At 42.6% G+C, this 12,890-nt stretch carries 11 protein-coding genes; 9 read left to right on the top strand and 2 right to left on the bottom strand.

The window, feature by feature from the left end; translation table 11 throughout:
- Positions 1–489 precede the first annotated feature (489 nt).
- Both ACWATR_RS32475 and recD2 read right to left on the bottom strand, forming a co-directional pair.
- Complete coding sequence (locus ACWATR_RS32475) at positions 490–723, bottom strand: hypothetical protein (RefSeq protein WP_069068253.1); 234 nt, start codon at positions 721–723, stop codon at positions 490–492.
- Positions 724–796: 73 nt separating this feature from the next.
- Positions 797–3,094, bottom strand: coding sequence for an SF1B family DNA helicase RecD2 (gene recD2 / locus ACWATR_RS32470; RefSeq protein WP_460342094.1), 2,298 nt, complete (start codon positions 3,092–3,094; stop codon positions 797–799).
- A 1,103-nt stretch (positions 3,095–4,197) separates the two neighbouring features.
- Here recD2 and ACWATR_RS32465 point away from each other — a divergent pair.
- From ACWATR_RS32465 to ACWATR_RS32425, 9 genes are all read left to right on the top strand, one after another.
- Positions 4,198–4,509, top strand: a complete 312-nt coding sequence (locus ACWATR_RS32465) for a hypothetical protein (RefSeq protein WP_460342091.1) — start codon at positions 4,198–4,200, stop codon at positions 4,507–4,509.
- Between the two features lie 232 nt (positions 4,510–4,741).
- A complete protein-coding gene (locus ACWATR_RS32460) occupies positions 4,742–5,209 on the top strand; it encodes a hypothetical protein (RefSeq protein WP_420762309.1) in 468 nt (155 codons plus the stop codon).
- A gap of 26 nt (positions 5,210–5,235) precedes the next feature.
- Positions 5,236–5,550, top strand: coding sequence for a hypothetical protein (locus ACWATR_RS32455; protein ID WP_460342088.1), 315 nt, complete (start codon positions 5,236–5,238; stop codon positions 5,548–5,550).
- Positions 5,544–8,282 (top strand): AAA family ATPase, encoded by a 2,739-nt coding sequence (locus tag ACWATR_RS32450; protein ID WP_460342085.1) that lies wholly within the window; start codon positions 5,544–5,546, stop codon positions 8,280–8,282. The genes ACWATR_RS32455 and ACWATR_RS32450 overlap by 7 nt, the downstream gene beginning before the upstream one ends.
- The gene (locus ACWATR_RS32445; protein ID WP_460342082.1) at positions 8,279–8,821 is read left to right on the top strand and encodes a hypothetical protein; all 543 of its coding nucleotides are present in this window, start codon (positions 8,279–8,281) and stop codon (positions 8,819–8,821) included. Before ACWATR_RS32450 ends, ACWATR_RS32445 begins: the two co-directional genes overlap by 4 nt.
- Positions 8,760–9,491 (top strand): hypothetical protein, encoded by a 732-nt coding sequence (locus ACWATR_RS32440; protein ID WP_460342079.1) that lies wholly within the window; start codon positions 8,760–8,762, stop codon positions 9,489–9,491. The genes ACWATR_RS32445 and ACWATR_RS32440 overlap by 62 nt, the downstream gene beginning before the upstream one ends.
- Entirely contained in the window at positions 9,491–10,549 is a 1,059-nt protein-coding gene (locus ACWATR_RS32435; RefSeq protein ID WP_460342076.1) for a hypothetical protein, read from the top strand. Before ACWATR_RS32440 ends, ACWATR_RS32435 begins: the two co-directional genes overlap by 1 nt.
- On the top strand, positions 10,546–11,265 hold the full coding sequence (locus ACWATR_RS32430; protein WP_460342073.1) for a hypothetical protein: 720 nt from the start codon (positions 10,546–10,548) through the stop codon (positions 11,263–11,265). The genes ACWATR_RS32435 and ACWATR_RS32430 overlap by 4 nt, the downstream gene beginning before the upstream one ends.
- A complete protein-coding gene (locus ACWATR_RS32425; protein ID WP_460342070.1) occupies positions 11,262–12,668 on the top strand; it encodes a hypothetical protein in 1,407 nt (468 codons plus the stop codon). Before ACWATR_RS32430 ends, ACWATR_RS32425 begins: the two co-directional genes overlap by 4 nt.
- The last annotated feature ends 222 nt before the right edge of the window (positions 12,669–12,890 follow it).

The raw sequence follows: 12,890 nt of genomic DNA, 5'->3' as shown, positions 1-12,890 counted from the left end.
TACTTTATTGAATTCTATTTACGAACGCCAAGATGCTCCCTAATGGACGAAGGAACTTTAGGTGATTGCGAGTTAGTTTATGATGTCGTAAATTACACAGTTAAAAATACAACTTTAACATGGAATGAAATTCCTGTTCTGTATCATGATACTTTATCTAGGTAAAAAAATAAGTTGATGGTAGGTTCATTTAGCCTATTTACCTAGATGAGTATAATGCAGAAAGTTTTACTGCATAGCGATGCCTACAGTAGTGATAATTGCGTAAAGCAAGGTGTTTTATATTATAAAAAATAAAGTAATACAGAGGGCATAAGGGAAGGCACAGACATCCTTTGGCATGGTGGTCTGCAAATTCCCGCTCTTTTTAACACCCTTGATCTTGGCTCATCTTATATAAAGGATTAGTTTTTGAGAATCATAATTAAGTTTTTGCCGACCAATGGTCGGCAAATTGCGATGCCGAGCAACCAACGATATTTTAATTTTTTAAAATGTAATTATTTCACAACCTTCAAGCAATTCGTCATAAACAGTTAGTTGTTGTGTTTTTAAGTGGTTTGGCAATGAATCATCATCAAAGGTCAAAGTAACAATATGAGTATTTGTGAGACTAAGAGATGATTTGCTGATATCGGTTATTGCCGCACTCATGCCGCTTCGAGTACCGATTAGATACTTCACTGATTGGCCGATCTTTAACTGTGTTGCTGGAATAGCCATAAATGTTAAAAGTGTACTTCAAGAGTAGTCTGGTTGGATGCGACGGTTGTTCTCATTTTGGGCATGGGTTTTATTATTGGAGCAGAACTGCGTCAATTGCTGAATCAATCAACTCAATTGCGGTAGTTTCATAGTGATAAGTATTAAAGCGAAACTTCCCGACAAGTTCGGGCTGTTTTGACGGACGATAACCATATTTAGACTCATACATTTGTAGTGCGAGACTACCAATAGTAGTCATCTGTCCTTGTGTAGCGGTCAGTTGGCGTTGTTGCAATCTCGAAGCAATGGTAAGAGTAGATGCTGTTCTTGGAGATTTGGTAGCGTTACCTAATCTGCGCCAAATATTTGCTAATTCATCAAGGGGTGAGATGAGTAAATTGGTTAGCCCAGTAAAACGTTTAGCGGGCTTATCTGTAGCGACAGCAATCTTTAATGCAATATCTTGTCCAACAGCGATAAATGTACCCATTGCGCGGGTCATAGTAGTGTAAAGCAATTGACGGGTTAACATTCGGGAGTTGGAGGTGAGTAATGGAAAAATCACATAAGGAAATTCACTACCCTGGCTCTTGTGGCAAGTGATACAAAAGGAATGCATGATTTGTTCAAAGTCACTCCTGTAATAGTCAACTCGTGCGCCACCTTCCCAATCAATTGTCACCAGTTCTTTGATTGGGTCAACAGCAATAATTCTGCCCATCTCCCCGTTCATTACGGGTGGGACAGTTTCATAACGATTTTTCAATTGGATAACGCGATCGCCAACTCGGTAAACAACCGACCCAGAAACAACTTCTGCCTGATTCTCAAGTTTTGGATTGAAAATAGGGGCAAGAAGCTTATTAAGGTTATGAACACCTGCTAGCCCTGACTTTTGCGGTGCTAGTACCATTAGTTGTTGATTTAAATCCACATTCTCTTTACTCATGGCCAGGGCTAAAGAGACGATGGTGTTAGCGGTGGCTTGGGGTGAAGGAGTTTCTAGCATGGCGCAGTCGCTCACATCCATCCACTGATTGGGTTGATTAAATTTGTGTAATGTCGGCACTGTACCAAAATTTACATCACTAGCTGCATAGATAATCAAGCTCTCGTGTCGCTGCCGATAAATGGTTTGCAATCTTGTTGTTGGTATTAAATCGGAATGAAGCAAATCTCGTAGCACCATTCCGGCTCCAACACTAGGTAATTGGTCAGAATCTCCTACCAACAAAATTTGGGTTTTTACAGGTATTGCTTTGAGGAGAGAATTAAACAGGAATATGTCTACCATTGAAAATTCATCAACAATCAGCCAGTCGAGAGCAAGCAAATTCTCTTCGTTATAAAGGAAAGCTTGCCCAACTCCCTGCCACTGAAGTAGACGGTGAATGGTACTTGCTTCCATACCTGTGGCATCTTTCATTCGGTTAGCAGCTTTTCCAGTGGGGGCGGTAAGAGCAATAGTTGCCTTAATTGAAGTCAACCATTCCACTAAAGTTTTCAGAACATGGGTTTTGCCGCGACCAGGGCCACCAGTAATAATGCTGATTGGATGTTTAGCTGCCATGACCAAAGCACTGAGTTGTTCATCGCTCAAGCGTGAGAGTTGGCGATAGTCAGTTGCTTGAAGATTTACTAACCAGTGTTCAAGATGTTCTTTGGGACGAGTCGGTTGATTCAGGTGAACTTGAATTTTTAAAGCCACAGAAAGTTCAGCACGGTAAGCAGCTTTCAGGTAAATGCCCTCCCCATCACCAGAAATTAAAGTTCCCTTATCTATTAACTTAGCAAGAATAGTACTTAAAGATTGAATATCAGGTGTATGCAAAGTATGGTTGAGCGCATCCATAGCGGCGGCAAGTAATTGCGATGAGGGAAGGAAACAATTACCTTCTTGCATTGCCGATTTCAAAACATGGATTAGAGATGAAGCATAGCGAGTCTCACTATCAAGTGAGATTCCTAAAGATATCGCTAAAGAATCAGCAGTTTTAAAACCAATGCCATCGACTTCATCCGCTAGGCGATAAGGGTTGTTTTGCAGTACAGAAGACGTTTGGTGTCCGTAATGGTCACAAATTTTTAAGGCTAACTTTAATGATGTTCCCACAGCCACAAGTTGAGTAATAACCCCAAAGTTAGGATTAGTTTTACTTTGTGACCAAGATGAAATAATTGCATTGATTCGATAAGTAGTAAGTCCAGGAACTGAGTCCAGTTTTTCCGGGGCGTTGTCTAATACTGATAAGGTGGAAGTTCCAAAGTAATTGACAAGAGTTTGAGCAGTTTTCTTGCCGATGCCACGAAACAGCCCACTCTCTAAATACTGCTGGATTTCGGACAAGGTTAGCGATGGAAATTTCTCGACTTGAAGGAGACTCGTCATGAGTTAAATCTTCGTTGAGAGATTCTGTTCTCATTCCAGAATAGCGCATCAAACCAATTCGCAATGGGCTGCGCCCCGCTACGCGAACGCAATTATTACCCCACGCACGTCACTTGCTCTATTTGGGGAAACCCCCTTGGCGCTAGCCTCTCCCTTTGGGAGAAGACCGCAGTGGCTTATAAATGCGGGGGCTTGAATATTGATACGTGTTTTAATTTTTTTCATCAATAAATTGAGTAGCCAGTGCGGTCAAGGTCTGCATCTCATCAAGTGGAGCATCTGGCGTGGGCTTGTATCCCAAATGAATCAATTATTCAATTACGTCGGAAAAAGCGAATTGCTCGGTCAAGCTCCGTTATAGCTAGTCGGAGAATTATCAACTGCAAGTTTTCAGGTTTTCCTCCGACTATTCTGCTCCCAAACGGGCTTGACCATTTTCTTGAAAATGGTGTGTCGGACAAAATTTAACTGGCCAATATATAACGAATAAAAGTGAAAAAGCAAGGGGCGAAAGTACGGATTATTTTCGTACCTTTATCGATTCCTTTGTCATTGCAAAATATGGGATATTAAAACACAATATGCAACAGGTAGTAGTAATTTTTTATAAAAAAACAGATAGAAGTTAGTTATAAAAAAGTTAGTTTTGGCTACTAATGACTAATGTTTTTATTAAATAATTAAGATAAATAAAGATTAAAAATATCTTGTATTTTCAACACTAAATATTAATGAATGAGTAACTAATTGTGCTACAAATATAGAATAGTTTATCATGCAAGTATCAAATAAATACTATGCACCCAATAGAGTTTAAGAAGAAGTGGAAATTAACTTATCAAGAGATGGCGTTTGTATTAGGATACGAAAGTGATTACACTGTTCGCTGCTGGGGAATGAAAGGAAGATTTAAGCGAAACCCTCAAAACGTTGTTCACGTAGCTTGCAGCCTTCTAGATGAAAAATGGGCAAGTCAGGGTAAGAAGCTAAATTCTTGTCTTTGAACAAAATTTTTCTCTTGTAGTTGCATTTGCGACTTGCCCGCCACGAAAAAAGCGGGTATTTTTATGTGTAGTTAGAAGTTCCAAGAAGTTCTCAGAGTCATGGGGATAGGGAGGTTTACCTGGCAAAATGAAGAACTAACAAGACCAGAAGTTGCGGCGATGTTAAAGCCAAAGGTTTCTGCAAGACAACTACAAGCATACTTGAATATAGCTCGGAAGTACTTGCCAGAGTTCCAGAAGTTCACCAACAAAAAAACAGGTGGTCTAGATGGCTATGCAAAGCTATACGAGTGTCACATTACAGTACTTCAGGAAATTCGCTCACTAGCTAGGGAGCATACTTTAGCTGACATAGAAACTGAATTTCAACAAAGAGCATTAAACAAGTCAGAAGTGGGAAGTTGGAAGTAGATTTTTTGTTATTTCCAACTTAGATAATAAGGTCAAGAAAAAGGGTGTAAGGGGTAGGGTGTGGGGTGTAGTGAGGACGGCATTGGACGTAGCTCTGAAACCTCGACCAATGCAATTGCCTTAAAATACAGGGCTTAAACACAAAAGGTTGTTGGGGCTATTTCTTCCCACACCCCAATACCTACACCCCGCCCCAACGGGGCTTGGTGATTTTTAGATTTTTCCTAGAACAATGAAAAAAGGAGTAATTGCCTTGGCATCTAGTAATTCTGTGCGAAGAACACAAACTCAAGTTCTGGCTAAGGCTAGCGCGGCGATTGGGCGCAAGTATCAGCATCACATTTACGCGGCGGGTACAGCGACAATCATTGTCATGCAGTCAATGCCCTCTTATGGGTGGGGCTTGTTCGATTCGGCTCAGGTGGCAATGACTTGTATGTTCGGCGGCGCTGGTGGTATTGGTGGTGGTGGTGCGGCGGCGGCTACCGCCATTACAGCACTTCCCTCAGTTATCAATGCAACAATCACAGTACTTTTGTTTGTATACTTTGTGGCTTCTGGGCTTAAGGTTGCCAACGGCATTGGTGAAGGGCAGGAAGTAACGCAGATGGTTCAACAGCCCGTAGGCGTATTTTTCATAATCCTGGTGCTTTGGATTGCTCAAAGCATCTTATTTAACGGCGTTACAGCCGCTTGCTAGTGATGAGCGAGTATAATAAATCGCCCATGAAACGGGTGAATCAGTCACTTGGTCAAAATGCAACAATAGGCATTTTTACTGGCTTTCAATTTGCAATCGCCTTATTTATGTTTGGTGTGGGCTTCATCATAGCGATTATGTTTGGGGTGGGAATAGTTTGGGGACTGCTGGCTGGTGTTTGGTTGAGTGCCACGGTGATAGTTTTATCTGGCAAACGTCCTTACTTGTTCTGGTCAAGAGTGTTCCCAAGCGTTCCAACTTTCACACGCGGCTATATCAGATATACTTCGCCCCAAAACAAAAAAAGGGCGGGTTCCAAAGGGATGCCTAAGCTATGGTAAAAAACAGTATTCATAATCAAAAAATAGTACCATTTGAAGACTTTTTAGACTTAGTAACTTTAGTAAAACTAAAAAAGGGTAACTATCAAATCGGAGCTTACTTGTTGAGCAAAAAACAAGTAAGTGACACTAACAATACCCTGCAATTAGTATTCGGATATGAATGCACTGGCTTTCACCCACTGTTTAATTCATCAGAGAGACTGGAGGCGATGGCGAAGGCTTTTGAGAACGGCTGTAAAGAGTTCTCGGAGGGTGAGAAATTCACGTTTAGATGGTCTTCGTTTTGCGACGAAGACAAAGTGATTGAAAGCTATCGTCAGAGACTAGATAGCCCTGTATCTCAAGAGACAAAATTTTTGGATTGGGGGCAGGTTGCGCGGATGCAAGAACTGACGCGTAATCATCAGCGCAAGGATATCAAGCTCAGTATTTACACGACTTTTACTGTCCGTCCAGGAGGAACCGAAGGTGGTGACGCGGTAGATAGAGCGATAGTGAAGCTGGCAAACTTTTTACAGCGCAAATTCACCCCAACAGGAGCGACCGAACTCACTGTTCAAAACTTAATTCAAGTTCTTGAAAAAGCAATAATCGTCTCTTTGCGCCACCAACAAATACTATCTGAAATGGGCTTGTTTCCCTCGCCAAAATCAGACAAGCAATTGTGGGGCGACCTAGTTGATAGAATGGGTGCGAAGGCTGTAAAAGTGCCCCATACATTGGTTTATGATATTGGTGAATTAAGGGAAGAGATTAACGAAGCCGCGCCCAACCCATCGCGGTATAACGATCAATTGCACGCTACATCCGTACTTCTGAATAACGGCATACCCCACGCTGATAGGCGCTGGGTATGTTTGCCGAATCAATGTGGTGAAAAAAAGAAGTATATCGGCGTAATGACCCTTGCCCAAAAACCAGAAGTGTTTGCTTCCACCCATCAGCAAATACGTTTTTTATGGGACGTATTCTCACGCGAGGTTATTTATGATGTCGAGATAATAACAGAGATTAGCCCAGCCGATCAAAAAATGATTAGGCTTACCCAACAATTGATTACGAGGCGGTCAATAAATGCCTCCGCTAGCGCCAGCAAAAAGACTATTGACGTAGGAGCGCAAATTAATACGGAGCGGTCAGTCGATGCTCAGAAGCAGCTTTACACAGGTGATGTCCCTGAAAATGTAGCGGTTACTGTTCTCGTTTATCGCAATTCTCCTTCCGAGATAGACGACGCTTGTCGGTTAATTTCCGGCTATATCAATCAACCTGCTGAGTTGATTAGAGAAATGCAATATACATGGTCAATCTGGCTTGACACTTTGCTGTTGAGACAGCGACCGCAGCTGACTTTTCCTTTCAACAGACGCGCCACTTTCTTTGCCAGTGAAGTAATTGGTTTAACGCCAGTCGTTCAAACAGCGCACGGTGATAAACAAGGCTTTGAATTAGTAGCTGACGAGGGTCAATCCTCGGTTCACATTGACCTGTCGAAGCCGAAAAACATGATGGTAATCGGCACTACCGGGAGTGGAAAATCGGTAATAATTGCCTCTATCATTTATCAATGCTTGGCGTTGGGAATGTCAGTATTAATGATTGACTTGCCAAATGATGATGGTTCAGGAACCTTTGGAGACTTCACGCCCTACTTTAATGGATTTTACTTTGATATCTCAAAGGAATCAAATAATCTTGTACAGCCGCTAGACCTATCAAAGATTCCTGAGTCGCAGTGGGAGGAAAGAACAAAAGCCCATCGAAACGATATTAATTTAATCGTGCTTCAATTAGTTTTAGGAACGCAAAACTTTGACGGGTTGCTATCACAAACTATTGAATCTGTAATCCCTTTGGGTACAAAAGCCTTTTACGAAGATGCGGAAATCCAAGAGCGATTTGAATTAGCGCGAAAAGCAGGGATAAACACCCCAGAGTGGGCGAATACCCCGACATTAGCAGATATGGAGAAATTCTTCTCGCTTGCGTACATTTATTTAGGTTATCAGGATGACAATGTAGAAAAAGCGTTAAATTACATCCGCTTGCGGTTACAGTACTGGCAAGCTAGTAGTATCGGTAGCGCTATCTGCAAGCCTTCAACCTTCCAGGCAGATAGCCAGTTGATTACCTTTGCTCTGACTAATCTGCAATCAGGAAAGGATGCAGAAGTGTTCGGGATGAGTGCATATATCGCCGCGTCCCGTCAATCCCTCTCCTCGCCCAACAGCGTGTTCTTTATGGATGAGGCTAGCGTATTGCTTGGTTTTTCTGCATTGTCGCGGCTTGCGGGTCGGAAATGCGCTACGGCTCGAAAGCAAGGCTGTCGGGTGTTTCTGGCGGCACAGGATGTCATTTCTATTGCTAAATCGGAGTCAGGAGAACAAATATTACAAAATATGCCATTGCGGTTGATTGGGCGGATTGTCCCAGGCGCGGCTAATAGTTTCTCTGAGTTACTGGGCATCCCTAGAGAAATTATCGATAAAAACGAAAGCTTTGTCCCTAATATTCAGCAGCTATATACGTTGTGGCTGCTCGACTATAACAACAAGTATGTGCGCTGCCGCTATTATCCCTCCTATCCCCTGCTGGCGTTGGTTGCCAATAGCAGAGAAGAACAAGCCACGCGAGATAAGTTCAAGAAAATTCACAGCGACAAGTTCACCTGGGTGGCAGAATTTTCTAAATATTATGTCGATTGCGTTAAGCAAGGGAAGCCGTTATGAAGGTTCTATCATCAGTCATTCAAAATAAGCTATTGATGGCAATACTCGCGGGTGTTTCGTCAATAGGAGCTTTTCAGGTTTGGCAACATAACCAAGCCCAATATGAAAAACGTATGAGAAACGCAAAGAATGACTGCGGGGTGTACATAGAATTGGGTGAAGATGCCGTTAGATTCAGTCCTAGTTTAAAAGCAGTGAAGTATCAAAATAAGATCCTTCCGGGGTTAGAACAACCTGGGATTAATTCGGAATCGGCTGAACCTGGAGATTACGTGATGATTTTGAGATCGCAGTCTTCCACCCTTCCGCCTAATGCAAAGCCCTTTGACGACCCCTTTTTTACGAGCTTGTTAAATAGAGAAACATTACCAAAAACATTAATGGTTTCAGTCGTGTCCTTTGATAAATCAAAAAAACAAGCGACTGTCGAATCCTACTGTACCAAAAAACCTTTTGTAGTAGACATGGATAATTTGTATGAAAGATACCAAACGGTTGATCGTAATCTCCGGCACAGTGGTTTTGATATCCTTTTCTAGTCTCCCAGCTAACGCCCAAACAAATCAAAACCAATCTTTTCTGACTCAATTTCAACAAATTTACAGTAGTTTACAGGCTTACATTAGCAATTATCAGAAAGAATTTTCTAAAAGTTTGGGCAAGTTAGAAGCAGAATTAAATCAGGCGATTGAGTCTAGTGTTGGAGATTTAGGTATTCCCGATCCTCTAAAAGCTGGTAAGAACATTGAGAAAGTCATTGAAAAACAAGAAGGGGATTTACTAATATTAGATCCACGCATTCAAGCTGATAATGCCATCAAGGATTGGAACCAACAATATACACGCGGACAGTCTCAATCAGTTCTTGGTGTTGAAGGACAAAAAGTCCAGTCACAGGAGGCAGAAACCACTAATGATGCTACCTCCCAATCCAGCGAAAATGCTAATGCCGCTCAAGATGATGTCATCACCCAAGACATTCTCAAAAAGATGGCTACTCAAAACTTACAAAGCGTTGTGATTGCAAAATCCATTCACTCAGAAGCACAAAAACAATCCCGTTCTTTGGCAGTTACCAATATTAATCTTGCTGATATTTCTAGTCGTATGGATGAGCAAGTGGCTGCGAAGGAACAGGAATCTATTGCAGCTACCCGTCAAATCATCCAATCTGCCGCCGCTAACGATTCATTCTGGAAAAATCAATAATGCTAGCGCTCTTAACTATTCTATTTGCTCAAACTACGGGACAGCTTGCAGGGGAAAATACAGGGACTACAAACGCAGGAGAAATAGTTGAAGGTGCTGTGAACGGCGCAGACTTAATCTACAAATCCTTTGAGAATGATTGGGCTGAACTGGCATCAGGAACAAACCCAATTTATACGGCTGTTGTCGCTGTTTCTACTCTTGCTGCTGTGGTTATGATTGGTTTTGCTTCCTTTGGGTGGTATCGGAAATATGCAGAAGAAGGTTTTGGGTTTGATTTTGTCTCTGAGATGGTTTTACCTTTGCTAGTAATTGTCATGCTAAGTAACAACGGGTTCCTTCTCGCCAATACGACAATCGCGCTGAAAAATGTATCCACTGGACTAAATAGAAACATTCTAAATATTACTAGAAATGGCGTGAATTTGAGAGATGCTATCCGAAATGTCAACGCTGACCAAAGCTTTATTTTAGCCGCACAGATAGCTTTAGCTAATTGTGAAAAACTGAGTCAGGAGAAGGAAGAAGGCGAAGAGTTCAGCAAGAAGCAAATTTGCATCAATAAGGCTATAGAGGATACCAGAAATTCTGCACAGCAAGCTAGAGAAAAAACTGGAACAGGTTCAGGGGGAGGAAGCTGGAATCCTTTAGACCTTAGTGGTGAACTAATCAATAGCGCGATTCAAGGTATTGTTTATGTCATTCTCAGTGGACTATCCGCCGCTTTTCAATATATCGTCCAACTGTCCTTCTTAATGATTGCATTCGTCGCCCCCGTCTTCCTAGTTCTATCTTTACTGCCTTTCCAAAGCAAGCCTATCTATGCTTGGTTGTCTGGCTGGCTAGGACTAACATTGGTTCTCATTTCGTACTCGATAACAGTCGGAATTATTGCCAGCGCAATTGTTTCTAAACCTTCGAGTAATCCTTTATTATTGCAACTACTACAAGCTATTTTTTCGCCATTACTCGCGGTAGCCATAGGTACTGGTGGCGGGATGGCTGTATTCTCAGCTTTTACAAGTGGGGTTAAATTCACTGTGGGGTTACGGAGATGAAATTGTTAGAGAGAAAAGAGTTAAATTTTACCCCAATTTTCTTAATAGTCAATGCGGGTTTATTAACGATTTTGCTATTAATAGAAGTTGTTAATTTTGTTCGGATAGGAATAATTTCTAAAACGAAAGCTTCGACCTTGGTAGAATTGTCTGACGGCGAATCTATCAGAGTTATTCCTATAGGCAGTTTGGAGCGAACGCCGCAAGCTATTACGTATTTTGTTGGGCAGACAATGACCGGACTTTTAAGTTGGAATGCTCTACCAAAGTCAAGCGATGATTACAATCCAGACCCCACCAAACAATTAAAGTTAGATACTGGGGTATCAACATCAAAAGCCAAGATTACTACTAGTGTATGGGCTTCAGGTTTTGCGTTGTCAGAAGATTTTCGCGCACCATTCCTTGAGGAGATAAGTAATCTTACGCCGCCCGATGTCTTTACTGGGTCTACACAATCAATCCTAAAAGTTAGCCTCATCAGTCAGCCGACTCGGATTAAGGATGGGCAATGGAAAGTAGATATGGTTGCAGAGATTGTTGTTTTCCAAGGCAGTAATTTAGTTGGTAAGCCCATCTCTTTTAACAAAACTGTATTCGTCAGGGCGATTGATACGGCTGCCATTCCTAGATTTGCATCCCAGGTTCAAGAAACCGCTTCTCGCGTTCGGAAAGCTGGGCTGGAAATTTATAAAATCCAAGATTTAGACCTATGATCCAAAATCAGGAACCCTTAGCGTCAGCAACTATTGAGATAGAGTCGCAAGATTTTGCCGCCATGAACGGGGCTAAAACCTCTTCGATTAATGATTCAATTCAACCAGAACAGAACCCCGCACCAGAGGAAATCGTTACCACTCGAACAGTCTCGCAATCTCCACTCTTAAAAATGGGCGTTGTTGCCCTGATTTGCTCTCTCTTTGTAATAATCATTGGGGCTTTAATCGATAATTCAATGAATGTGCTGAAGTTTTCCAGTAATAAAGTGCAGCCAACCCTAGAAGAGCAAACGCCCCTAGCAGAGCCGGAAAATGAGACAGGTAAGGATAAAACAGCGCTTGCTCTGACTAGCCAAAATTACGAGCTAAAGCAGATTCGCGATCGCTTGCCAAGCCCAACGCCAACCCCTAGCCCAACCCCAATCGCACCCGTTACCCCTCCGATGGAACCAGTGCAGCGCCGACAACGTTCTTACCCAGTCGCCAGTCAGCCGACAGCGCCCTTCACTTTCCCCCAGGCTAGAGTATCTATTCCCCAGCCCCAGCCCAAAATTGCCCAGCCGATCAGACAATCTCCTTTGGCGTTCCCAACGGCTGCAACCAACGCCCCCACCAAAGACCCCACTCAGCAATGGCTTCTCGCTGCAAACGCTGGCAGTTTCAGGAGTTCAGGAGATGAATCAGAAAGCGAGAAACCCATCAAGACTAATGGAATTGAAGGAGGTACGGGAGGAGCTACACAAGTCGCCCAGAACACTACCATTAATTACAACGCAAAACGCGTACTCGTTGGCACCATAGCAGAGGGCAGACTAGAAACGCCGATTGCTTGGGGCACTGGTGACGCTGGCAACCAGAATTACTTGGTGAAACTAACAAAACCCTTAAAAGCCTCAGATGGTAGCGATGTGCTAAGAGTGGGCGCTTATTTGGTTGTTCAACTAGCAGAGTCCAATGGTTCGGGTTTCGCCAAACTGCGCGGCGTTTCAGTATTGGTCAATATAAACGGCGATACACAAGAAAAACCGCTACCACCAAATGCTGTTTTGATAATGGCCAAGGATGGTGGTTTCTTAAAAGCAGAGTCTCGCAAAGGTAGCAATCTGGGTAACAATTTCATTTCTGCGATCATCGCGGGAGTTGCGAAGGCTGCCCAGGTACAGAATCGCCCTGTAACTCAAGTTAGTACGAACTCTAATGGCTTCTCTACTAGCTCCACTACCAACGGTCAAAAAGATTTATCTGCCGCTTTTGGAGAGGGTGCATTTAATAGCATTCTCGACAATATCAAAAGCTCAAATGTCGCCCGTTCTCAACAGTTAAGCGGTAGAGAAGAAGTATTTGTGATCGATGCTGGCAAGTCAGTTCAAATATTCATCAATCAAACAATATCGTTATGAGGGAACAGGGAACGGGGAACAGGGAACAGGAAAAACTGATGGTTTTTAAACATGAGATTGAGTTGAAGAAGGCAGAAGGCAGAAGGCAGAGGGCAGAAGGTTCAATGTTTTGTAGGGGATTCAAACCCATCCTAAATTGGGGCCACCAAATTTTCAATTTGGTGGGGGTCTTAAACCCTTGTTCCATGATTGTCACGGGCAGAAAACAGTATTCCAACTGAA

It is taken from the genome of Nostoc sp. UIC 10890 (assembly GCF_054786515.1).
The sequence above is the reverse complement of the archived record's forward strand: the minus strand, read 5'-3'. Positions and strand labels throughout refer to the sequence as shown.